Source organism: Arthrobacter sp. FW306-2-2C-D06B (genome assembly GCF_021789175.1).
GTDB lineage: Bacteria > Actinomycetota > Actinomycetes > Actinomycetales > Micrococcaceae > Arthrobacter.
The window spans coordinates 3,814,858-3,836,929 of the sequence record NZ_CP084560.1 but is presented as its reverse complement, the minus strand read 5'-3'; the positions used below and the strand labels follow the sequence as shown (position 1 = coordinate 3,836,929).

Sequence of the window (22,072 nt, the reverse complement as noted above, 5' to 3'; positions counted from 1 at the left end):
GCGTTTTATCCTTTGCTGGAACCGAGCGTGAGGCCGGCCACGAATTGGCGCTGCAGCACGAGGTAGATGATCAGGGTGGGTATCACGGTGATGGTGGCGCCGGCCGCCAGCAGGTTGTAGTTGCTGAGGAATTCGCCCTGCAGGTTATTGATGGCTGTGGTGATCGGCAGCCGGTTACCGCTTTGGATGAAGAGCAGCGGCCAGAAGAAGTCGTTGTAGATGAAAATGACTTCCAGGGTCCCGAGCGCCGCGAGGGCTGGCCGGCACAGCGGCAGGATGATGTTCCAGTACTGCCGCCAGATCCCGGCACCGTCCACGAGCGCGGCCTCCGTCAGGTCGGACGAGAGGGCCTTCATGTAGTTGGAGAGCACGAACGTGCAAAAACCGATCTGGAACGCCGTGTCCACGGCGATCACCGAGATGTAGGTGTTCAGCAGGTTGCCCGAATCGCTGAAGGAGTAAGGCAGCGTGACATGTTTGAACATCTCGAACAACGGGGCTGCCAGGACCTGCGGGGGCAGGAGGTTCCCGGCGGTGAACATGATCAGGAGCGTGACGTTGAACTTCCAGCTCACCCGGGAGACGGCGAATGCCATCATCGAGGCAAAAAACAGGGTCAGGAGCACCGCCGGTACGGTGATGATCACCGAGTTCAGGAGGTATTTCGAGAATCCGCCTTGGGTCCAGGCCGTGATGAAGTTGTCGAAATTGAAGGTGCCGCCCAGGCTGAAATAGCCGTATTTGTCCGTATCGGCCTTGGGACGCAATGCCGTGAACAAGGACCAACCCAGCGGAATCAGCCACATTATTGCCATGACGGTGAGGAAGATATGCGTCCCGTAGTGGCGCTTCCCGGACGTCCGGGTTTCGCTTGCGGCTGCCGTGCGCGGGATGGGGTTGGCGAGGGTGCTCATGCCTTGCTCTCCTTGCCGAAGGTGCGGATGAGGTAGAAGACGATGGGAATCAGCGAGATGACCAGGAGAATCACCGCCAGGGAGGAGCCGACGCCGATTACCTGGCCTTCGCCGATCAAGTTCTGGATCACCAGGGCGCTGATCAATTCAAGGCCGTTGGTCCCTCGGTTGATGACGTACACGATGTCGAAGGCACGCAGCGACTCGATGATCGTGATCACCACGATCACGATGTTCACGGGGCGCATTGCCGGGAACACAATGCGAAAGAACGTCTGCGCCGCGTTGGCGCCGTCGATCGACGCCGCTTCCTTCAGCGAGGGGTCCACGCCCTTCAGCCCGGCCAAGTACAGGATCATGACGTAGCCCGCGTGACGCCACGTAGCTGCAACCATGGCCGCCCAGATATTGACGTTGGAATTTCCGAACCAGTCCACCGCTTGCGGTGTGCCCGCCGTGCCCAGAAGATAGTTCAGCAGCCCGCTGTCCCGGTTGTAGAACAGCTGCCAGATGATGCCGATGAGGGCCAGCGACAACATGACGGGTGTGAAGAAGATGCTCTGGTAGATCTTGCTGCCGCGGATCTTCTGGTCCAGGAGCACGGCCAGCAGGAGGCCGAGGGGTGTCGCGATCAGGGCCAGGAAGACGAGCCACAGCACATTGTGTTGGATGGCGGGCCAGAACGGGGGATAGTCCTGGACCACGTAGCGGTAGTTGTCCGTCCCTGCGGCCTTGATGTCCTTCAGGTCCAGGCCGTTCCAGCGGGTGAAGCTCAGCGCAATGGAGAAGAGCGTGGGCAGCCAGACCAGCAGGAGCTGGATCAGGGTAGGCACGCCCACCATGACAGCGAGGATGAATTTGTCGCGGCGTGTGAGGCGGCGGACCTTGCCTGCTTTGCCGGTCCGCCTGCCGGTGCCGGACCGGCTCTTGCCGGCAATGGTTCGCCCGGCAGCACCGGGCTCGCTGTCCGGTGCTGCCGGTTTCTCGGCGGTAGTACTCATGGGGATTCCTTCAGCTACTGGGCTGCGTAAAGGGTCTTGGCCTGCGCTTCAAGGTTCTTGACGTCCACGGTGCCGTCCTTGATGAAGGACTGGAGCGCGGGGATCATCACGTTGTTGGCCATGGCAGGGAGGGCGTCCCGGTCCAGGAACTGGCTGATGTACTTGGCATTGGCGATGGTGTCCGCGCACTTCTTGTTCAGCGGGGTGAACTTCGACGTGTCGGCGCCCTTGACGGTGGCGATGTTGGAGCCATCAACGGCTGAGTAGGCATTCTGGCCTTCTGCGGATCCCATGAACGCCAGGAAGTCGTGCGCCGCCTTGTTGTCGCCGCCCTTCTTGGAGAGGAGTAGTCCGTCGATGGGGGCTTCGACGGCGTCGGTGCCTTCCACGGCGATCTCCGGGAACGGGAAGAAGTCGATGTCCGCCAGCACAGCGGGATCCGTGAATTGCTGGGTCACGAACGAACCCAGCAGGTACATACCGGTCTTCTTGGCTTCGAGGGCCTTGGCCGCGTCCTGCCAGGTCTGGCCGAGGGCATTGGGGTCTTGGAACGGCAGGAGGGCCTTCCAGGTGTCGAAGACATCGCTGACCTTCTTCTGGTCCCAGCTTTCCTTGTGGGCGGTCAGGTCCACGTGGAATTGGTAGCCGTTGAGGCGCATGTTGATGTAGTCGAAGGTGCCCATGGCGGGCCAGCCGTCCTTGTCCGCGAAGCCGATGGGGATGATGCCGTCGGACTTCATCTTGGTGGCCAAGGTCTTCAGCTCATCGAACGTCTTGGGGACTGCGTAGCCCTTTTCGGCCCAGAAGCTCTTCCGGTAGAAGAAGCCCCACGGGTAGTTGTAGTTGGGAACCAGGTACATCTTGCCGTCCGGCCCGGTGGAGGCCTTCTTCATCGCGTCGGAGAAGTTGCTGCCGATGGTTGCCCACACATCATCCACGGGAGCCAGGAGGCCCTTGCCCGCGTAGTACTGCATGCGGTAGCCGGCGAACCACGTGAAGGCATCGTCCGGGCTGCCCTGGAGGTAGGAGTTGATCTTGTTCTGGAAGTCGTTGTGCGGGACGACGTTGGTGGCCACCGTGATGCCGGACTTCTTGGTAAAGGCATCGGTAACGGCTTTGTAGGCGGCCTTGGGAACATCGTCCGAGGAGCCCGAGCCGAAGGTCAGGCTGTTCGAGGAGGCCCCGGGAGCCGGCCCGGAGCCACCGGTGCAGGCAGTCAGCAGCGGAATGCCGGCGAGCCCCGCAGCGCCGATACCGAGCGTCTTCAGGATGGTGCGGCGTCCAGGGCCGGCGTTGTGGGCCGACTGGAACGGGTCAAGATTCGCTGCCATGTTCTCTCCCTTGAAAGCGTGGTGCTTGTGAGTTTTCTCACGTAGAACTCGACTATAACCGCTCAAAAGAGAACATGAAAGAACTAAATATAACATTCTTGCGACGGAGGGTTTTTGACACAAAAGCGGCGGTCCTCTGTGCAGAGAACCGCCGCCCTTGCGTGGCGGCATGGCGCCGCGTGGTTTGGGCCTGAGCCTACTTCTTTAGCGACTCCGCGATCTGGGCCATGATGGTGGGATCGGAGAGGGTGGTGGCGTCGCCGACTTCGCGGCCTTCGGCAACGTCTTTGAGGAGTCGGCGCATGATCTTGCCCGAGCGGGTCTTGGGGAGTTCGGGGACCACGAGGATGTGCTTGGGTTTGGCGATGGGGCCGATTTCCTTGCCCACGTGGTTGCGCAGTTCGGCGACGGTGGTGTCGCCGTCGTTCACGGCATCCCCGCGCAGGATCACGAACGCGACGACGGCCTGGCCGGTGGTTTCGTCGGAGGCTCCGACGACGGCGGCCTCCGCCACCCAGGGGTGGGACACGAGCGCGGATTCGATTTCGGTGGTGGAGAGCCGGTGCCCGGAGATGTTCATGACGTCATCCACCCGGCCCAGGAGCCAGATATCGCCGTCTTCGTCCTTCTTGGCCCCGTCGCCGGCGAAGTACATGCCTTCGAAACGGGACCAGTAGGTCTCCTTGAACCGTTCCGGGTCCCCCCAGATGCCGCGCAGCATGGCCGGCCACGGTTCGCGGACCACGAGGTAGCCGCCATGCCCGTCCGGGACGGACTCGCCGGCCTCGTCCACGACGTCGATCGCGATGCCCGGCAGCGGGACCTGCGCGGAGCCGGGCTTGGTCGCGGTGACCCCGGGCAGGGGCGCGATCATCTGGGCGCCGGTCTCGGTCTGCCACCAGGTGTCCACGATCGGGGCGGGGTGGTCCTTCTTTTCCCCGTTCTTGCCGGCGTTGGAGCCGATGACGTCCCGGTACCACATCCAGGCCTCGGGGTTGATCGGTTCGCCCACCGAGCCCAGGACCCGGATGGAGGACAGATCGTACTTGCCCGGGATCTCCTTGCCCCATTTCATGAAGGTCCGGATCGCCGTGGGGGCGGTGTACAGGATGGAGACCTTGTATTTTTCCACGATTTCCCACCAGCGGCCCTGGTGCGGGGAATCCGGGGTGCCCTCGTACATGACCTGGGTGGCGCCGTTGACCAGCGGCGCGTAGGCGACATAGGAGTGGCCGGTGACCCATCCGACGTCGGCGGTGCACCAGAACACGTCCGTTTCCGGGTGCAGGTCGAAGACCGCCTTGTGCGTGTACGCGGTCTGGGTGAGGTAGCCGCCGGTGGTGTGCAGGATGCCCTTGGGCTTGCCGGTGGTCCCGGAGGTGTAGAGGATGAAGAGCGGGTGTTCGGCGTCATGCCCGACGGCGATGTGCTCGCCCGAGGCGGCGCCGACGGTGTCCTCCCACCACTGGTCCCGGCCCTCGTGCCAGTCCACGGGTTCGCCGTTGCGCTTGACCACCACGACGTTCCGGACCGAGTGTCCCTCCCTGGACAGGGCCTGGTCCACTGCCGGCTTGAGCGGGCTGGGCTTGCCGCGCCGGTACGTGCCGTCCGCGGTGACCACGAGCTTGGCCTCGGCGTCGTCGATCCGGGAGCGCAGGGCGTCGGCGGAGAAGCCACCGAACACCACCGAGTGCACGGCCCCGATCCGGGCGCAGGCCAGCATCGTGATGACGGCTTCGGGGATCATGGGCAGGTACACGGCCACCCGGTCGCCCTTTGCCACCCCGAGGGATTCGAACGCATTGGCGGCCTTCTTCACCTCTTCGGTGAGCTGGGCGTACGTGTAGCTTCGGGTGTCGCCGGGTTCGCCTTCGAAGTGGATGGCCACCCGGTCCCCGAGCCCGTTCTCGACGTGCCGGTCCAATGCGTTGTACGCGGCGTTGACCTGCCCGCCGACGAACCACTTCGCGAACGGCGGGTTGGACCAGTCCAGGGCCTCGGTGAAGTCCGTGTCCCAGTCCAGCAGTTCGCGGGCCTGCTTGGCCCAGAACGCGGGGCGGTCCGCATCCGCTTCCTCATAGACTTCGGCGCCGACTACCGCGTTCGCAGCGAACTCAGCGGTGGGCGCGAACTTCCGGTTCTCGTGGAGAAGGTTTTCGAGGGCATCGCCGTTGCCTGCCCCGTCGGATCCGGGTGCAGCGGTGGTCGTCGATCCATTGGCGTCCTGGGACATGTGAACCTCATCATTCATCGATCTCTGCCGCGCGGCAGTCCCGCAGCGAGGCCGCTCCACCACCAATCGTGCACGGCGTTGGGCTACGGCGCCTCACGGGATTCCGCAAAGAGCTTTTCCGGAACCCACCTTAGCGTTTTGGGCCGACAACAAGTGTCTGCCGTCACAATCCGGACAGTGAGCGGCTGGTGATTCGCGCCGAACGGCGCTGAAGGCTTTCCCTTGGCTCCAACGCGGGGAATGTTACGGCGCAGCATGCCTGCCTCGGCGCCGGTGCCAACTAGTGGACTGTCAGACGCGTGGCATAGGCTGAAGAGGTCTCGAGACGCGAAATCTCGCCGCCTGGCCTGGCCCGAAAACACGGGCTGCAGCCTCGTGCGGCAGCGTACCGGGCGCCGCCGTACAAAGGAGATTTGCATATGAACCAGACGAGCCAAGGTCCGAAATACGGTGCAATCGCGCCTGGAACGGCCCCCGAAGCAGCAGCTGGATCCGGGGCGCCAGAGCCCGGCAGCATGACCTCCCCGAAGTACCAGGCCGTGCTGGGTCCGTTCACTATCCGGGATGCGACCGTTTTCGGCTCCACCTTGCTGATGTTCGTGGGGTCGCTCCTGCCGATGTTTGGCGGGCGCTACAACCTGTGGAACCTTGACAACCTTTTCTTCCTGGCACTGGGCATCATTCTTCCCCTCGTAGTTACCGCTTTGTTCGTTGCCCGTCGCCTGCAGCCGGGGAACATTGTGAGAATCGGTTCCCTTTCGACCGACCAGTTCGCTTCCGTCGTGGCGTCGTTCGCCCTGACCCTGTACTTCCTGTCCGCTGCAGGCGCGTTTACCGTTTTCGTGCTCGTCGGGCTCATCGGCTCGGTAGGTCTTCTGGCCGCGACGGTCCTGGCTCCCCACTTGCCGCTCCTCCGCGACGATTTCCAGGACCGGGAAGAACAGCCAGCACACGTTGTGGCTCGGGAATCGGCCATTCCAACCCGCAAGCCGGCCGTGCCGAAGCCCGCCAAGCCTAAGCCGGCAGCAGCCACCCCGGCACCCGTAGAGACACCTGCCGCACCCGCCTCAGCCGCACCCGTCGCTGCCCCTGAGGCCGGCGCCCCAGAAGCCGCGGCCCCTGAACCCGCGGCCACTGAGGCGGCCGCCGTCGCGGCAGCCGTGCCCGCCGCCGTCGTACCCGCAGCGTCCACAGAAGCCGCGGTTGCAGACGGCGGGCGTGAGGCGCCGGCCCCTACACCCGAGGAGCCCAAGCACCTGCCTACCGCCACTATGGCTACGCCGATCGTGGGTGGCCCGGATCTGGGAGCCGGGGCAGCCACCCAGCACATCGGCACGGTCGATCAGCCCCGGGCGCACGAGCCCATCGGCGCTACGGTGGATCCAGCCACTCGAAAGGACGAGTCCTACCATGCCTCCGGGTACGAGGCATTCTGGTTCGCCGTGGCCCATCCCCGCGTCGTTGTCGACGAGCGCACAGGAATGCCCGCCTTCACCATCGAACCGGGCGCGTGGGTCCTGGCCCTCGAAGACCGCGGCGAAGAATTCCTCGTGCAGGATACCGACGGCAGTGTGGGCATCCTGCGCGATCTCAGCCACATCGAACGCGGCTAACCAGGCCGGCCGTGGACACCGCCGTCGAGACCCCGCTGGCACTGAAGCGGCGCGCGCGCAAAATCAACAAGGCGCTTGCTGAGCTCTATCCCTACGCCCACGCTGAGCTTGATTTCCGGAACCCGTTCGAGCTGGTAGTGGCCACGGTGCTGTCCGCCCAGACCACGGACGTGCTGGTCAACCAAGTCACAAAGATCCTGTTCGCACGCTATCCGGATGCCCGGAGCATGGCCGAGGCTGAGATTGCCGAGCTGGAGGCGATCCTGCAGCCTACGGGCTTCTTCCGTGCCAAGGCGAAGAACGTGGTGGCGCTCAGCACGCGCTTGGTGGACGAGTTCGACGGCGAGGTTCCCGGCCGGCTGGAGGATCTCGTGACGCTTCCCGGCGTCGGGCGTAAAACGGCAAATGTGGTGTTGGGAAATGCGTTCGGCGTTCCGGGAATCACTGTGGACACCCATTTTGGCAGGCTGGCGCGCAGGTTCGGCTGGACGAGGTCCGAGGATCCGGTGAAGATCGAGTTCGACGTCGCGGAACTGTTCGAGCCCAGGGACTGGACCATGCTGTCCCACCGCGTGGTTTTCCACGGGCGCAGGGTTTGCCATGCGCGCCGGCCGGCGTGTGGGGCGTGTGCGGTGGCCAACTGGTGCCCGAGTTATGGCGAAGGCGAAAAGGATCCCGTGAAAGCGGCCAAGTTGCTCAAGTACGAATTGGCGCCGGGCAACGAAACGCTTCTCGCAAAGCTGCTTGCCGAGACCCATCGCGCGGCTGAGATTCGGATGGAATCGCAAAGGAGACCGGCATGACCGCGCTCGAGGACCTCGTCAGCCTCATCACCAGGATCGATTCCGGGCTGCATCCCGGCCCTGATCCGCGGATCGCCGCCGCAACCGTGGATCCGGACAAGGCGCGAAAAGCGGCCGTACTCATGCTCTTCGGCGTCTTGGACGACGTTCCCGCCCAATCCGCGAAACCAGTGGCCCCGGCGGATCTGGACGTGCTGCTCCTGGAACGCGCCCACACCCTGGACGACCATCCGGGGCAGGTGGCGTTCCCAGGCGGCAGCATCGATCCCGGGGATGAGTCAGCCGTCGCGGCGGCCCTCAGGGAAGCCGAGGAGGAGACCGGCCTGGACAGCGGTGGCGTGCAGGTGCTGGGCGTCATGCCGGAACTCGGCCTGATCCGCAGCAATTTTGTGGTCACACCGGTCCTGGCGTGGTGGGCGTCGCCGTCGCCTGTGAGGGTGGTGGACTACGCCGAATCCGCGCAAGTGTTCCGCGTTCCGGTGCGGGACCTCCTGGATCCCGACAACCGATACACCGGGACGCTCACCCGGCTCGGCCAGACCTTCTCGAGCCCCGTTTTCCAAGTCAACGGACTTGTGGTGTGGGGTTTCACCGGGATGGTGCTCAGCGGGTTGTTCGACGCTTTGGGCTGGACTGTTCCTTGGGACACGGAACGCCTGCTTGAAATCGAGATCTAGCCTCGCGGCGTAGCTCCGTGCGCGCCCCAGGCCGCGCCGCCGGCTCCGGCTACGCTGCTGGCTCCGGCTACGCTGCGCGCCGGGCCGTGTTTGAGCGATCCACGACGATGCCCGTAGCGGCATTTTCACGCACTGCGTTGATTCCGGCAACGGCGGCTTTCAGGTGTTTGAACCGCGGTGATTCCGCCACCAGGGTTCCATCGGCAGTGGTCAACCGAAACCGGTAGCCATCTTCGCCGTCTTTGAGAATTTCGAATCGTCCAGCCATCGTTGCTGTTCCCCCTTGGATACTGCCTTGCACGCTGACTCGCAAAGTCAGTGCGTCTTTGCACTGTGGCGCTCCTCACTTCGAACGCCACAAGACGAGACTATCCAGAAGGAACGGGGGTGTTGAAGTTACTTTGGGGTACATTACTTGCCCGGGTCATGCCAGGTTCGTTTCCGCCATATGACTCGCTTTCGGACCCGCCGGCGGCTAGGGTTCCGGGCTTCAGAAGATCAGCGCGCGCCTGGGGGCCGGCACCGGGTATTCGGCGATCGCCATGCGGAACTCTTCCTCCGCGTTGAGTCGCCGCCGGGCCTCCATCGATTCCAGCCTTTGGGCATCTTCGGCGTCAATGCCGGGGCTTTTTGCCAGTTCCCTGATCCATTCGCCAGCCACGACGGCGTCATGCTGCTCGCCCAACAACCGCTGCAGGCCGATCGCCGGCTGGATCACCCCGGAAGCATGATGGGTGAAGGCGTCCGCAACTGCCTCCACCGAGTAACGGAGGCACTTGACGTCCTTGCGCGCCTGGTGGAGCGCTGCGTTGCGTACCTCGGGGTCGCTGCTGCCCGCCTGCTCAGCGAGGCTGTGCTGCAACCGCTCCCACCGTGCCTGGAGGCGCTCGGCGAGGTCCGCCGTCGGGTGCTTGTATTCCCTGGCGGCGGGGACCTCCAGTAGCGCTGCCCTTGCGGCCCGCACGGTGCGTTTGCTGCGCTTGTGGCTTCCAAGGGAAGCGGCGAGCCGGGCGCTGGACGCTTCCAGTTCCTCCACGGCCACGCGCACGGCCTCGGGGCTTTTCCAGGAATCCTTGGTGTCGAGGGATAGCCGTATTCTCTGCGCCAGGACATAGGCGTCCCTGGACTCACCGAGCGACGTGGCGAGCCAGCTGACTTCCTCACGGGCCGGCCGGGGGAGTTTCGGGATCATGCCGCGATAGCAGCTAAGCACTGAACGGAGCCGGCGAAGGGCAAGCCTGGCGTTGTGCACGGCTTCCGGATCGGCCGTTGCGATCAGCGGTAATTGTCCTTCCAACTCGGTCAGTTGGAAGGCGATATATGCAGCCAGTGGTGCGTGGCCTTTGTGTCCCACGGGGCAATCGTCCTCTGCTGTTGCGCCCGGGGCAATAGCGCCGATTACTTCGCTTTGTCGTAGGAATCGACGACGGCGACACTCACCGGAAATTCCACCGGAACCCGCCCGAACAGCAATTCCTTCGCCGCGGCCGCGGCCTCTTCGATGGCCTTGATGCACGCTTCCACCGACTCTTCAGGCGCGTGGACCATGACCTCGTCGTGCAGGAAGAACACGAGTTCCCCGGCGGGCAAGCCGTCGTTCCGCGCGGTGCGCAGCCGCCGTCGAAGTTCGGCAAGCCAGCACGAGGCCCAGTCCGCAGCGGAACCTTGGACCACGAAGTTCCGCGTGAAACGGCCCCGCGAGCGGGCGATGCTGTCCGCGCGCCGCTGTTCCTCCGCCGTCGTGGATTGCTGGCTGCGGATCCAGCGTTCCGACGGCGGCGGGCTGCTGCGGCCCAACCTTGAGGTCACGGTGCGGCCGCCTTCGCCGTCGCGGGCGGCCTGTTCGACGAAGCCGACTGCCCGGGGATAAGTGCGGGTCAGCTGAGGCATGAGGCGACCGGATTCGCCCGTGGTGGCGCCGTAAATTGCGCCGAGTAGTGCGATCTTGGCTTTCGAACGGTCGCCACCGAAGCCCTGCGCGGCGATGCCGGCGTACAAGTCCTTGTCGCGCGCAGCCTCGGCCATTTTCGAATCCAGCGCCAGCGCCACCAGAACCCGCGGCTCGAGCTGGGAGGCGTCTGCGACGATCAATTTGTGCCCCGGGTCGGCATGCACCGCGCCCCGGATTTGGCGGGGAATCTGCAACGCCCCGCCGCCCCTGGACGCCCAACGGCCGGAAACCACGCCACCCACCACGTACTCAGGACGGAACCGCCCGTCGCTCACCCACGCGTCCAGCCACGACCAGCCGTTGGCAGTGAACAAGCGGGAGAGTTTCTTGTACTCCAGCAGTGGCTCGATGGCCGGATGCTTCGATTCCTTGAGCTCCCACTGGCGGGTGGTTTTTACTTCGATCCCGTTCCGGTGCAGCGCACGCATGAGGTCTTGGGGTGAATCCGGATTGAGCTTCGGAGACTGGAGAATCCCGCGAAGCTCGTTGCAGAGAGCCTCTAGCCTGGCTGGGCGGTGGCCGGCGGGAGGCCGGGGACCGAGGTGGCCTTCCAGGATTTCTTCGTGCAACGCCTCCTGCCACGGCACACCCGTGAACTGCATTTCGGCGGCGATCATCGTGCCGGCGGATTCCGCAGCGAGCAGCAGTTTCAGGCGGTGCTGCCGGCCTTCCTCCTTGGAGGCCTGGCCGAGCGCGTGTTGCTGTGCCGCGAACTCGGCCCGGACCTCCTGCAGGCCCGGCTCGGTGCTGCGCGGGACGAGGTCGTCGAACAGCGCGTCCTGATTGGCGGGCGGCGGGGGAGGCTGGAGGGCCCGAGGCGGAACCGGGATGTCGTCGTCTAGAGTGAGTTTTTCCGCGCTGCGGGCATAGTCCGTATGGGCCGTGAACTCGGAATGGACGAGGATGGCGCGGCAGAGCGTGAGGTCATGGCAACGTTCCAGTTCCACCCCGGCCTGGAGCATCGCCGGGTACCAATCCTGGGTCCGGTTCCAGACCCAGCGCGGACGGCTCTTCTCCAACACGCTGACGACGCCGGCCAGATCGGACTTTCGTACGACGCGCGGCTCCGCCACGGCTACTCCGGCAGCATTGCTTTCCAGGATGGCTGCGCCGTCTGGATGGGGGGCGAGCAGCAGGTACATGCTGACAATTCTGCCTTGTGATTCCGCGGAACCCTGCACCTTGCGGACAGCTGCCGTCCGCGATGTACGACCCGTCCCCCACAGGGCTTGTTGTCGTTGCTTATCCACATACGCCGATACGTGCCTTCAACGCTCGTGGTGGAACGGAGAGAGTGGCTTCATGAGTGGGCAACATCTCGAACGGAGCCACAACAGCCGGGGAAACGGGGTCGGGTATCACGGCGCGGGCGGCCCGACGGCGCTGCAACGTGGGCGCCCGCGGCCCGGAAGATCGGGTCCATTGTCCGGAGCCGAGCCGGACCCGGCGTCCTCAGACCCGGTTTCTGGAGGGCCCTGGCTTCCTGCCAATTCCGGGGAAGTCCTTCTGGTGACGGCGAATGTCAGGCTGCAAGCCGAAACCGAAAGGATCGCAGCCGCCGTCGGTGTCAGTTTCCGGACAGTCGTCGATTCATCCGCTGCCTTGCCCATGTGGGACACCGCGGGGATGGTGCTTATCGGCAGCGATGTCCGCGAACTTCCGCCCCGTCGTCGTGCACCTTCCATCTTGCTGGGCCTCAACGGCGAGGAGGACTCTTTGTGGCAATTGGGAGCGGCGCTGGGGGCCGAACGCGTGGCCGTATTGCCGGAAGCTGCAGCCTGGCTGGCGGAGCACCTCGGCAGGTCCCGTGAACCGGACCCCGGAGGACTGGTGCTCGGGTTGACGGGAGGATGCGGGGGTGCGGGCGCGTCCACGGCTGCCATCTGGCTGGCCCAGGAAGCGGCCCTCCACGGAGTCCGGACGCTGCTGGTTGATGGTGATCCCCGGGGAGGGGGGCTTGAGCTTTGCCTGGCCGCTGAAGATGTACCCGGACTGCGCTGGCCGGATCTTTCCGGTGCCAGCGGCAGCATCGGCACCGGGCAGCTGAGCGACTCACTGCCCGTAGCTGGAGGATTCTCCTTCTTATCTTGGCCGGGCAGTCCCGACCGTTCCCCGGATGTGGAGCCCGGAGCCGTCGCGACTGTCCTTGATGCGGCGCGGCGGGGATTTGAACTGGTCATCGTCGACATCGGCCGCGGAACGGAGTCGCTTGGCAGTTTCGCCTGGGACTGCGACAGGATCCTTCTCGTGGCACCGGCTCTACTCCGGGGTGCAGTAGCTGCGGCCAGGCTTCTGCAGGAGCTGCCGCCCGTGGACACAGCCCTGGTGGTCCGGGGGAATGCCGGTTCGGCGCTCGACGGACCCCTCATTGCCGAATCGCTGGGGCTGCCGCTTCACGGAGTGCTCCCCGAACTCCGCGGTACTGCCGCGGCGGCTGAACTCGGACGCCTTCTGGAATTCGGCAAGCGCAAGGCCGTGCATCGCTTTGCGGAATCCGTCCTCCAACTACTCGACGACGGCGCGGCATGAGTACCCCTGCATTCCCCAGCGGCGAGCGCCGACGCAATACCCGGCTCGTGGACGCCGCGCTCCTTGAAACCGTGCGGGAAACCGTCATGGCCGACGCCGGACCGGTCACTCCATCGCGCGTGGCGGCGGCGGTCCACGCCACGGGCAGGCTGCTCGGAACCGCAGGGGCGCTTGCCGCCGTCGAATCGATCAGCGCCGAACTGAGCGGACTTGGACCGCTCCAACAGCTTGCACGCGATCCCTCGGTGACGGACATCTTCGTGAATGGCCCGGACTCGGTGTGGTTTGACCGCGGCAAGGGGCTGGAACGGGCACGGGTGCATTTCGACGGCGAACCTCAGATCCGTGCCTTGGCCTCCCGGCTTGTGGCGGCCGGTGGGCGTCGTTTGGACGACGGTTCGCCGTGCGTCGATGTCCGTCTCGACGGCGGATACCGGGTGCACGCAGTGTTGCCTCCGATTTCCGCCGCCGGAACTTTGTTGTCCGTTCGGATCCGGCGCGAGGAGGTCTTCTCCATGGACGAGCTGCGTGATGCAGGCATGTTCGGAACGCGCCTCCAGCAGATGCTGCAGGCCATCGTAGACCACCGGTTGAGCTTCCTGATCAGTGGGGCCACCGGTTCCGGGAAGACCACACTACTGTCCACGATGCTCGGCTTGAGCAGCCCGCGTGATCGGCTCGTCCTGATTGAGGACGCGTCGGAGCTGAATCCGGTGCACCCGCACGTCGTCTCCCTTGAGTCCAGGCACGGAAACCTTGAAGGCAGTGGCGCACTCGACCTCGGCGAACTCGTCCGCCAGGCGCTGAGGATGCGGCCGGACCGGTTGATCGTGGGCGAGTGCCGCGGTGCAGAAGTCCGTGAGCTGTTGACGGCACTCAATACCGGCCACACGGGTGGCGGCGGCACAATCCACGCAAACACTGCGTCCGCCGTCCCGGCCAGGCTTGTGGCGTTGGGCGCGCTCGCAGGCTTGAGCCGGGAAGCCGTTCAATTGCAGCTTTCCACGGCATTGGACGCAGTGGTTCATGTCGAGCGGACGCCGGCCGGTAGAAGAGTTTCCTGCATTGGATTGTTGTCGGAGGATGCGTCAGGCCAATCGATCGTGCCGGCCGTCGAACTGCGGGCGGGCGCCGCCGTTGCCGGCCCCGCGTGGCGTGACCTCGCATCGCGTCTTGAACTGGATCCCGGGCTCCTGCCTATGCCACTGCCCGGGTCAGCAGGACCGATTTCCCGTTCAGATCATCTTGGGGCGGTCGCGTGAGCGGACTCCTCGTCCTCGTCCTGGCGGCCGCTGCGTGGATGGTCTTCCAACCGTCCCGGCGACTTGGCAAACGGGTGGTGCGTGCCCTGCCGGGTGCTCTCTCGGCTTCTGCAGCGGCTGGGGCCGTGGCCGGGGCTGAGGCGCGCACGCTGCGGAGACGCCCTCGCGCGGACGCATTGCCGCTCACGGTTCTCGTACAGCAGTTGGCCGCTCTCCTCCGGGGAGGCCGTTCGACGTCGAGGCTCTGGGAGGAACTCTGGATGGTGCATGGAGGCAGGGAACGCCGCCTTGGTTCAAGCGACGCGGAAGTCATTGATGCGCGACGAAAGCTGTCGTCTGGGTCTCTCCAAGTTCTCGCGGCTGCGCGGGCGGCCTCGATGATGGGGACGTCGGTGGCCGGAGCCATCAGGGCGTCGTCAGCGAAGGATCTTCAGGGCGGGAACTCCGTGGAACGCCGAATCTGGGGAGAGCTTGCTGCATGCTTGGACGTTGCGGAGGCGAGTGGTTGTCCCTTAGCCGACGTGCTGACCCGGTTCGCCGCCCAGCTTGAGGCCGAGGACGACGCCGGTGATGCGCGGCAAACTGCCTTGGCCGGCCCGAAAGCCACGGTGCGCCTTCTGACGTGGCTGCCGGTGTTCGGCTTGGGGTTGGGCATGATGCTGGGCGTGGACCCGCTGGGGGTCCTGCTGGCCAACGGCGCCGGATTGGCAGCGCTCGCGGCCGGGGGCGTCCTGACCGTCGCTGGCAGGCTCTGGTCATCTCGATTGGTGCATGCCGCAGCGGGGCGTTGACTGATGGGCTCGGCCTTTCCTGCACTCGCGGTGTCCCTGACATTGATCTTCGCAGCAATTCTCGAGCTGGCGTATCAGGGAAGAATCCAGCGGCGCACAGCCTTGCGGATGCTTCGCGGCTCACCTGGAAGGAACGGCACGTCCGGGCGCAACGGCCCGCCAGGGAACGTTCGCAGGGGTGAGTCCGTCGCTGCTTTCCCGAATCCCGAGGGCCAGGAAGGCTTGCGCAATGTACCGATGATTCTGGAGTTGGTGGCTGCCATGCTCGACTCCGGGGCGGGGCTCGGACGGTCCCTTGAGTTGATCGCCGGATGCGCGTCCCCGCAGCTTGGCCGCACCCTGGGGACCGTGGTTGCGGCACTCGACATCGGAGCGGAGTGGGAAACGGCATGGCGGAGTCCGGGCCAGCTGTGCGTTGAAGCGCGCAAGCTCAAGGATGCGCTCGCCTTCGCTGCCCTGACCGGCGCGCCATCCTCGGCCATCCTTTATGCCCAGGCCGCTCGCCTCCGGCGTGAACAGTTCAGGATGGCGGAAAAGCGCGCTGCCGCGCTCGGAGTGAAACTCGTGATTCCACTGGGTTTGTGTTCCTTGCCGGCCTTCATTTGTCTTGGGGTCGTCCCGGTGCTGTTGGCCATGCTTCCGTCCGGGGGATAGCCGGGGCCCCGCCCGGGTCGACTTGAGCGTTGCCGCACATGCCAGTTTCCCTCCACAGGAAAGGTCAGAAGCGAGTTTTCCACTTAGGAGACTTGAGGCCTTTCGAAGCCCAAATGCCAACGGAAGAGTCGAAGTACGGCCGGCAGCCAAGCCGGTGCGAAGAAAGGAACTGAAATGAACGCAACCGTCGATACCGCCCACACCGTCGATACCGCCCAGACCGCCCTGCCCCTTGCGCAGGTATCCCTTCCTCGGCCTGAGGCCGAGGTCCTTGAACTGTTCCCGGGCTCGTCGGGAAGGAAGCCCGTTCGGCTGCCAACCCTCCTGCATTCCAACGTTGAAACAGGCCGTGCGCGGCCCAGCGACGAATCTGCCGCTCCGAAACGGTCGAAGATGCGGCTCATGGGATCCGAGCTGGGGATGGCAACGGCCGAATATGCAATCGCAACGCTTGCCGCAGTGGGCTTCGCCGGACTCTTGGTGGTCATCCTTCGCAGCGAGGAAGTGCGTGGCTTCCTCCTCAACCTCATTCGCAGCGCGCTCTCCCTGCCATGACGCCGCGGTGGGGTTCAGAGCGCCGTGCGGGGAATTCGATTCATCAGCGGGTATTGGCTTGGCGGTTCGCCGCGAAGCAACCCCGTTCCGCTGAGGGAAGTGCGCTGCAGTGGCCTCCTTCGATCAGACGGCCTTCTCCGACGGAGAAGCTGGATGTCCCGCGGAGGGACCGTCGGCGAGATGCTTGCCCTGAGAGGGACCACGGCGCCGTCACTGCGGAATTCGCGGTGACACTGCCAGCTGTCCTGCTTCTTTTGGCCTTGCTTCTGGCAGGATCGGCCGCGGGAATTACGCAGCTTCGCTTGGAAGAGGCGGCCAGGGCAGGAGCCAGGGCCCTCGCCCGCGGAGATGGCCACGCGGTCGTAGACGGAATCGTTCGAAGACTGGCAGGCGATGGCGCCTCGGCTGCCGTTTCCGAAGACGGCGAATGGATCAACGTCACAGTCTCCGCCCGGGTCGCCGGCCCGTTGGGCTCTCTCATCCCGTGGAGGCTTTCGGCGACGGCATCGGCAAGGGGAGAGGCCCCGCAATCGTCGGCGGCCACCGTTCCATTCCTCGCCCGGGATGGCGTTGTGGATTTCAGAGGTTCTGTGCCGTTGCTTGGGCTCGAAGCCGCTGTGGAAGAGGTCGCGGCGTGAGGGCAGGTAGCGCCCGCGCCAGCGATGGCTCCGGCGAGGCGAAGCGCGGCGTGAGGGCAGGTAGCGCCCGCGCCAGCGATGGGGGGCGTGTTGCGGAATACGGTTCGGGAACCATCCTCGCCGTTGCTCTGGGCCTTGCTGTCATGATCTGCATGGCGGCGGCGTTCATGCTGGCCCAGGCCGTGGCGATGGGGCACCGCGCAGCATCTGCCGCCGATCTCGCGGCGCTGGCAGGAGCCGACGCAGCCCGCGGCCTGACCACGGGAGATCCTTGCGTGGTCGCGAGCGAAACGGCCGCGCGGCAGGGAGCTTCGCTGTCGGCATGCACGGTGGGCGAAGGCGGGATCGTGGAGATCCGCACTGAGCTGGACCGCGGCGCAGTCTTCGGGACCGCGACCGGCCGCTCTCGCGCCGGGCCTCCTCCCTAGAACAGCCCGGACCGGCGTCTAAGCCGCGTCCCGCAGGAGCACGTTGATCAGCGTGACTGCGGCGTCCTTGTCCAGCGGATTGTTCTTGTTGCCGCATTTGGGGGACTGGACGCAGGAAGGGCAGCCGGTATCGCACTCGCATGCTTTGATGGCGTCCCTTGTGGCGGTCAACCACACTTTGGCTTTTTCGAAGCCACGTTCGGCAAATCCGGCACCGCCTGGATGGCCGTCGTAGACAAAGATCGTGGGAACTCCGGTGTCGGCGTGGAGCGCCGTTGAGACTCCACCGATATCCCAACGATCACTCGAAGCGACCAGCGGGAGAAGCCCGATGGCGGCGTGCTCGGCGGCGTGAAGCGCACCCGGGAACTGCGCCTCAACGAGGCCTGCTCCAGTCAGCGAACGGTTGTGAACCACAAACCATACCGCCTTGGTGAAAAGATCCCTGGCCCCGAGTTCCAGCGGTTCTTCCCCCAAAACTTCATTGGAAATCAGTGCCTTGCGTTGGAAGGAGACCACCTGTGTTGTTACCCTCACTTCGCCGAAGTGGACCGCGATATCGCCCCATTCCATGGTCCGGAGAGTCTGCAGGACCTCGATCTGGGTCACGTCCCGTGCTGTGGTGTAGTAGTCCGGGTTGGTTCGACGAACCACTACACAATGGTCCTCTTCGTTCAGTTCCTCGACCAAGTAACTGTCGCCCTGGTGCACATAGATCGCGCCTGTGTGGGCCTGGTAGTGGGTTTGCGGCGAGTCCATGGTGCCCAACAGGGAGCCAGTCTCGGAGTCAACGATGCTTACGGGGCCGCCTCCATCTGCCCGGAGGTTCACCATGGCTGCGGCGCTCTCGGGATGGGTCCAGAACCAGCCCGCAGGCCGTTTCCTCAGGTAACCCTGTTCCACCAGCTGATTCAGCAGGGATTCGGATGTTGGCCCGAACAGCTCAAGTTCGGGCACGCCGATCGGGAGCTCGGCGGCTGCCGCGCACAGGTGGGGCCCGAGCACATAGGGGTTTCCGGGATCGAAGACGGTGGCCTCGACTGACACATCAAAGATCGCCTCCGGATGGTTGACGAGGTAAGTGTCCAAGGGATCGTCGCTTGCCACGAAGGCCGCAATGGCGTCTTGGCCTGCACGCCCCGCTCGTCCGATCTGTTGGAACAGGGATGCCCTCGTCCCGGGCCAGCCGGCTACCAGCACTGCATCGAGTCCGGAAATGTCGATACCCAATTCCAATGCCGATGTGCTGGAGACGCCAAGCAGCTCACCGGAACGCAATGCCTTTTCCAAAGCCCGTCTCTCCTCGGGGAGATAGCCGGAGCGGTACGCGGCAACCCGTTGGGGCAGGCTGGGGTCCACCTCATCGAGGAGGCGTTTGGTGATCGACGAAATTGTTTCTGCGCCGCGCCTGGACTTGATGAAGGCGATGGTACGGACACGGGAGGACACCAGATTGGCCAGCAAGTCCGCGGTCTCGGCCACGGCGGTCCGGCGGGATTTTGCCCCGTTTTCGCCCTTCAGCTCGGTCAGGGCGGGTTCCCAAAAAGCCACCGTAGTGGAGCCATGCGGTGAACAGTCCTCGGAAACTTCGCGGACGGGAGTGCCAATCAGCCGCGCAAAGGATGTGCCGGGGTCCGACGCTGTCGCCGACGCCGCAATGAAGACCGGTTCAGGAAAGGAGGTGCCGGCACCGTAGTAGGCGCAGATTCGCCGGAGCCGCCGCATGAGGTTGGCGACATGGGACCCGAACACCCCGCGGTAGCTGTGGGCCTCGTCCACGATGACGTACCGCAACCGACGGAAGAAACGGGCCCACCACGTGTGGTTGGGCAGTATCCCGAAGTGCAGCATGTCGGGGTTGGCGAGGATGAAGTTGGCGTGATCACGGATCCAGCGGCGCTGGGACTGCTCGGTATCGCCGTCGTACGTTTCCGCCCGGACCGTGGGGAGCTTGAGGGCGCGGATCGCTGCCAGCTGGTCGGCTGCAAGTGCTTTGGTGGGAGAGAGATACAGGGTGACGGCGCCGTCGTCGTGGATCCTGCCCGGCTCGGACAGCACCCGCAACTCGGAACGATGGATCGCGTCGAGGGCAGGCAGCTGATAGGCGAGCGACTTCCCGGAGGCGGTCCCCGTGGCGATGACGACGTTCTGGCCGGAGTGGGCGAGCTCGGCTGCTTCGATCTGGTGCCGGTACGGTTCGTGGATGCCCAAGGTTCCGTAGGCGGCAACGACATCGGGATGGGTCCAGGCCGGCCATGGCTCATGGATCGCCTGGCGCGCCGGAATAGTGCGGACGTGTCGCAACTGCTCCGGGTCCGGGCTCCTGCCCAGAAGGGAGATCATCGATTCAGTTGCGTTCACTTGAACATTCTGTCACCGCGCCGGAACCGACCGGCGCCGAAGGCCGGCTACGCCACAGACAGGTCAGTCTCGTCGACCGGTTTGGTGGACATCATGAGCACCTGGCACACGTGCTTCCAGCCAAGGTGCGAATAGAGATGCTGTCCATCCAACGAAGCCAGGAGCAGACCGCTTTCAACATCGTATTGAAATGCCTGCGCGGCGAGGGCTTTCATGATGAAACTGCCCAGGCCCCGGCGCTGGTAGTTGGGCTCGGTGACGATTTTGTCGAACACTGCTGTCTGCTTGACCACGTATACCTGGCCGCTGGCTGCCACCTCTTCGCCGGCATGGACCACGGCGTAATGGACGCCCTTGCTGTCGAAGGTGGTGAGCTTGAGGTCGTCATCCGAGAGCCATGGATCTTCCGCATCTTGTGTCCCCATGTCCACGATCATCATGGTCTGGGAATCGGAGGTGACGTTCAGCCCGTTCTCGCGGGCCAACTGGGTATAGCGGCCGGCGTCGTTCGTGAGGATCGTCAGGATACGAGTGTCCGCCTGGGCGGTCTTGGCAGCCAGCTCGGCGAATTCGGCATCCGACGGGTCATGTGCGAAGAATTCCCAATCGCCGGTTTTGTCCGCACGCAGGGCTGCCGGGAACCGGCCTTCCTTTCGCGTTTCATAGCTCCGGGACCCGGACCAGCCAGCCACCCAGACTTCGAGCAGCTCAGCGATGTCTTCAACCAAGGCGTCGTGACTCATGTAGAGAGACTATGCCAGCGGTCTGGGAATCAACAGGGGCGGTCAGTAACAGCTCCATTAACACTTAGGGCGGCCCGACGACGGCCCGACAGCTGGGTTTGGGGCCACCAAGTACCCTTAAATACGTGGCTTTAAACAGAATTGTGCTCTTCTATGGCTTTACTCCGATTGCGGACCCGGACGCCGTTCGGCTCTGGCAGCGTGCCCTGTGCGAGAAGCTCGGCCTGACCGGACGCATCCTTATTTCGCGCGACGGCATCAACGCCACAGTTGGCGGGGAACTGAACAACGTCAAGCAGTACGTGAAGACCACCAAGGAATACAAGGGCTTCCACGGTATCGACTTCAAATGGTCCGAAGGCGGAGCCGACGACTTTCCGAGGCTCAGCGTCAAGGTTCGCGATGAGATCGTGTCCTTCGGCGCCCCCGGCGAACTGAAGGTGGATGAGAACGGCGTCGTCGGCGGCGGCACCCACCTTCAGCCTGAAGAGCTCCACGCGCTCCTGGAGGAAAAGAGGGCGGCCGGGAAGGATGTGAAGTTCTTCGACGGACGCAACGCCTTCGAAGCCCAGATCGGCAAGTTCAAGGACGCGATTGTTCCCGACGTCGCCACGACCCACGACTTCATCAAGGAACTCGACTCGGGAAAATACGACGATCTCAAGGACCAGCCTGTCGTCACCTACTGCACAGGCGGAATCCGTTGCGAAGTCCTGTCCAGCCTCATGGTGAACCGCGGTTTCAAGGAGGTTTATCAACTCGACGGCGGGATTGTCCGCTACGGCGAAACCTATAAGGACCAGGGCCTGTGGGAAGGCTCCTTGTACGTTTTCGACAAACGCATGCACGTGGAATTCAGTGAGGACGCCAAGACCATCGGCCAATGCGTCCGCTGCCAGGCGCCCACCAATAAATTTGAAAATTGCTCCAATCTGAGCTGCCGCAACCTCACACTGTACTGCGCGGAATGTGCCTCGAGCCCGGAAACGTTGCGTTGCCCGGAAGGCTGCGCTGCCTAGCTCCGGTCATCAGATCCGGCTCACCCGGTACGCGAAATTCGCCGGTGCATTGGCGGTGATCGTGATAACCAGGATGGCGTCCGTGTCCAGCTTCAGGACCTTGACCCTTGTGGTGCCGCACCGCAGCATCACATCGGTGAGGACTTCGCTTCCGTTCCGCACGATGAATTCGGCGCTGCGGGCACCTCGGCACGCCAGAGTCACCGCGTACGTGCCCCCGGGAAGCTGGGTGGTCTCTTCGTCGCGGGATTCGCCGGCCGACAACACGCCGAAGTTGCTATAGAAGGACAGCCCGTTCACGTCCGGAAGCACGTCCTGCGCCCAGGCCTTCAGCGCGTCGCCCGTGACGGTTTGTCCCAGCCCAGGGTCTCGCGTCAGTACCGGATCCGTGATGGCCGCCGACGGCGGACTGCTTGCCGCCGCACGACCGTCCCCGTAGGTGTATTCGCACGACGCCATGGTGCCGCACACGAGCACACCGCAAAGCACGACGGCGGGAATCGCCGGCCGCGTCGTCGCTACCTTCAGGGCGCGTGCCCACCCCATCATCCGACTCTACGCCGGGCTGT

21 protein-coding genes are annotated in these 22,072 nt (G+C 64.4%); 11 read left to right on the top strand and 10 right to left on the bottom strand.

The window, feature by feature from the left end; translation table 11 throughout:
• Positions 1–5: 5 nt before the first annotated feature.
• From LFT47_RS17890 to acs, 4 genes are all read right to left on the bottom strand, one after another.
• Positions 6–914 carry a carbohydrate ABC transporter permease gene (locus tag LFT47_RS17890; protein WP_236812757.1) on the bottom strand — a complete coding sequence of 303 codons (909 nt, stop codon included), beginning with the start codon at positions 912–914 and terminating at the stop codon, positions 6–8.
• A complete protein-coding gene (locus LFT47_RS17885) occupies positions 911–1,915 on the bottom strand; it encodes a carbohydrate ABC transporter permease (protein ID WP_236812756.1) in 1,005 nt (334 codons plus the stop codon). The genes LFT47_RS17890 and LFT47_RS17885 overlap by 4 nt, the downstream gene beginning before the upstream one ends.
• A 14-nt stretch (positions 1,916–1,929) precedes the next feature.
• The gene (locus tag LFT47_RS17880; RefSeq protein WP_236812754.1) at positions 1,930–3,246 is read right to left on the bottom strand and encodes an ABC transporter substrate-binding protein; all 1,317 of its coding nucleotides are present in this window, start codon (positions 3,244–3,246) and stop codon (positions 1,930–1,932) included.
• 196 nt (positions 3,247–3,442) lie between these two features.
• Positions 3,443–5,479 (bottom strand): acetate--CoA ligase, encoded by a 2,037-nt coding sequence (gene acs / locus LFT47_RS17875; protein WP_236812752.1) that lies wholly within the window; start codon positions 5,477–5,479, stop codon positions 3,443–3,445.
• A gap of 419 nt (positions 5,480–5,898) precedes the next feature.
• Between acs and LFT47_RS17870 the strand changes: the two genes are divergently transcribed.
• The 3 genes from LFT47_RS17870 to LFT47_RS17860 are packed head-to-tail and all read left to right on the top strand — an operon-like array spanning position 5,899 to position 8,572.
• The gene (locus tag LFT47_RS17870) at positions 5,899–7,092 is read left to right on the top strand and encodes a hypothetical protein (RefSeq protein WP_236812750.1); all 1,194 of its coding nucleotides are present in this window, start codon (positions 5,899–5,901) and stop codon (positions 7,090–7,092) included.
• Between the two features lie 11 nt (positions 7,093–7,103).
• Positions 7,104–7,895, top strand: a complete 792-nt coding sequence (gene nth, locus LFT47_RS17865; RefSeq protein WP_236812748.1) for an endonuclease III — start codon at positions 7,104–7,106, stop codon at positions 7,893–7,895.
• Positions 7,892–8,572 (top strand): NUDIX hydrolase, encoded by a 681-nt coding sequence (locus tag LFT47_RS17860; protein ID WP_236812746.1) that lies wholly within the window; start codon positions 7,892–7,894, stop codon positions 8,570–8,572. Before nth ends, LFT47_RS17860 begins: the two co-directional genes overlap by 4 nt.
• A 67-nt stretch (positions 8,573–8,639) precedes the next feature.
• Here the strand turns inward: LFT47_RS17860 and LFT47_RS17855 are convergent, their stop codons facing one another.
• The 3 genes from LFT47_RS17855 to LFT47_RS17845 form a co-directional block, all read right to left on the bottom strand.
• Complete coding sequence (locus LFT47_RS17855; protein ID WP_236812744.1) at positions 8,640–8,840, bottom strand: YegP family protein; 201 nt, start codon at positions 8,838–8,840, stop codon at positions 8,640–8,642.
• 222 nt (positions 8,841–9,062) lie between these two features.
• Entirely contained in the window at positions 9,063–9,926 is an 864-nt protein-coding gene (locus LFT47_RS17850; protein ID WP_236812741.1) for a CHAD domain-containing protein, read from the bottom strand.
• Positions 9,927–9,970: 44 nt separating this feature from the next.
• Positions 9,971–11,665 carry a bifunctional 3'-5' exonuclease/DNA polymerase gene (locus LFT47_RS17845; RefSeq protein ID WP_236812740.1) on the bottom strand — a complete coding sequence of 565 codons (1,695 nt, stop codon included), beginning with the start codon at positions 11,663–11,665 and terminating at the stop codon, positions 9,971–9,973.
• A gap of 160 nt (positions 11,666–11,825) precedes the next feature.
• Here LFT47_RS17845 and ssd point away from each other — a divergent pair, with 160 nt between their 5' ends.
• The 7 genes from ssd (at position 11,826) to LFT47_RS17810 (ending at position 17,380) form a co-directional block, all read left to right on the top strand.
• On the top strand, positions 11,826–13,052 hold the full coding sequence (ssd, locus tag LFT47_RS17840) for a septum site-determining protein Ssd (RefSeq protein ID WP_236812738.1): 1,227 nt from the start codon (positions 11,826–11,828) through the stop codon (positions 13,050–13,052).
• The gene (locus LFT47_RS17835) at positions 13,049–14,314 is read left to right on the top strand and encodes a TadA family conjugal transfer-associated ATPase (protein ID WP_236812736.1); all 1,266 of its coding nucleotides are present in this window, start codon (positions 13,049–13,051) and stop codon (positions 14,312–14,314) included. Before ssd ends, LFT47_RS17835 begins: the two co-directional genes overlap by 4 nt.
• Complete coding sequence (locus tag LFT47_RS17830; protein WP_236812734.1) at positions 14,311–15,105, top strand: hypothetical protein; 795 nt, start codon at positions 14,311–14,313, stop codon at positions 15,103–15,105. Before LFT47_RS17835 ends, LFT47_RS17830 begins: the two co-directional genes overlap by 4 nt.
• Before the next feature lie 3 nt (positions 15,106–15,108).
• The gene (locus LFT47_RS17825; protein ID WP_236812732.1) at positions 15,109–15,759 is read left to right on the top strand and encodes a type II secretion system F family protein; all 651 of its coding nucleotides are present in this window, start codon (positions 15,109–15,111) and stop codon (positions 15,757–15,759) included.
• A 174-nt stretch (positions 15,760–15,933) separates the two neighbouring features.
• A complete protein-coding gene (locus tag LFT47_RS17820) occupies positions 15,934–16,314 on the top strand; it encodes a DUF4244 domain-containing protein (RefSeq protein WP_236812730.1) in 381 nt (126 codons plus the stop codon).
• A gap of 227 nt (positions 16,315–16,541) precedes the next feature.
• Positions 16,542–16,952: a TadE family type IV pilus minor pilin gene (locus LFT47_RS17815; RefSeq protein WP_336885420.1), complete on the top strand. Its 411-nt coding sequence runs from the start codon at positions 16,542–16,544 to the stop codon at positions 16,950–16,952.
• Positions 16,949–17,380 (top strand): Rv3654c family TadE-like protein, encoded by a 432-nt coding sequence (locus LFT47_RS17810; protein ID WP_336885419.1) that lies wholly within the window; start codon positions 16,949–16,951, stop codon positions 17,378–17,380. Before LFT47_RS17815 ends, LFT47_RS17810 begins: the two co-directional genes overlap by 4 nt.
• A gap of 18 nt (positions 17,381–17,398) precedes the next feature.
• Here the strand turns inward: LFT47_RS17810 and LFT47_RS17805 are convergent, their stop codons facing one another.
• A complete protein-coding gene (locus tag LFT47_RS17805) occupies positions 17,399–19,723 on the bottom strand; it encodes a DEAD/DEAH box helicase (protein WP_442863479.1) in 2,325 nt (774 codons plus the stop codon).
• Positions 19,724–19,788: 65 nt separating this feature from the next.
• Positions 19,789–20,484 (bottom strand): GNAT family N-acetyltransferase, encoded by a 696-nt coding sequence (locus LFT47_RS17800; RefSeq protein WP_236812726.1) that lies wholly within the window; start codon positions 20,482–20,484, stop codon positions 19,789–19,791.
• Positions 20,485–20,609: 125 nt separating this feature from the next.
• Between LFT47_RS17800 and trhO the strand changes: the two genes are divergently transcribed.
• Complete coding sequence (gene trhO / locus LFT47_RS17795) at positions 20,610–21,503, top strand: oxygen-dependent tRNA uridine(34) hydroxylase TrhO (RefSeq protein ID WP_236812725.1); 894 nt, start codon at positions 20,610–20,612, stop codon at positions 21,501–21,503.
• Positions 21,504–21,512: 9 nt separating this feature from the next.
• Here the strand turns inward: trhO and LFT47_RS17790 are convergent, their stop codons facing one another.
• Positions 21,513–22,049, bottom strand: coding sequence for a hypothetical protein (locus tag LFT47_RS17790; RefSeq protein ID WP_236812723.1), 537 nt, complete (start codon positions 22,047–22,049; stop codon positions 21,513–21,515).
• Between the last annotated feature and the right edge of the window lie 23 nt (positions 22,050–22,072).

Bases quoted from the DNA above. Each gene is read 5' to 3' on its own strand.
- LFT47_RS17825 (WP_236812732.1), top strand. From the start codon at position 15,109: ATGGGCTCGGCCTTTCCTGCACTCGCGGTGTCCCTGACATTGATCTTC.
- LFT47_RS17855 (WP_236812744.1), bottom strand. From the start codon at position 8,840: ATGGCTGGACGATTCGAAATTCTCAAAGACGGCGAAGATGGCTACCGG.
- LFT47_RS17820 (WP_236812730.1), top strand. From the start codon at position 15,934: ATGAACGCAACCGTCGATACCGCCCACACCGTCGATACCGCCCAGACC.
- LFT47_RS17885 (WP_236812756.1), bottom strand. From the start codon at position 1,915: ATGAGTACTACCGCCGAGAAACCGGCAGCACCGGACAGCGAGCCCGGT.
- ssd (WP_236812738.1), top strand. From the start codon at position 11,826: ATGAGTGGGCAACATCTCGAACGGAGCCACAACAGCCGGGGAAACGGG.
- LFT47_RS17880 (WP_236812754.1), bottom strand. From the start codon at position 3,246: ATGGCAGCGAATCTTGACCCGTTCCAGTCGGCCCACAACGCCGGCCCT.
- LFT47_RS17835 (WP_236812736.1), top strand. From the start codon at position 13,049: ATGAGTACCCCTGCATTCCCCAGCGGCGAGCGCCGACGCAATACCCGG.
- LFT47_RS17845 (WP_236812740.1), bottom strand. From the start codon at position 11,665: ATGTACCTGCTGCTCGCCCCCCATCCAGACGGCGCAGCCATCCTGGAA.
- LFT47_RS17790 (WP_236812723.1), bottom strand. From the start codon at position 22,049: ATGGGGTGGGCACGCGCCCTGAAGGTAGCGACGACGCGGCCGGCGATT.
- acs (WP_236812752.1), bottom strand. From the start codon at position 5,479: ATGTCCCAGGACGCCAATGGATCGACGACCACCGCTGCACCCGGATCC.
- LFT47_RS17805 (WP_442863479.1), bottom strand. From the start codon at position 19,723: ATGATCTCCCTTCTGGGCAGGAGCCCGGACCCGGAGCAGTTGCGACAC.
- LFT47_RS17800 (WP_236812726.1), bottom strand. From the start codon at position 20,484: ATGAGTCACGACGCCTTGGTTGAAGACATCGCTGAGCTGCTCGAAGTC.
- LFT47_RS17870 (WP_236812750.1), top strand. From the start codon at position 5,899: ATGAACCAGACGAGCCAAGGTCCGAAATACGGTGCAATCGCGCCTGGA.
- LFT47_RS17890 (WP_236812757.1), bottom strand. From the start codon at position 914: ATGAGCACCCTCGCCAACCCCATCCCGCGCACGGCAGCCGCAAGCGAA.
- LFT47_RS17860 (WP_236812746.1), top strand. From the start codon at position 7,892: ATGACCGCGCTCGAGGACCTCGTCAGCCTCATCACCAGGATCGATTCC.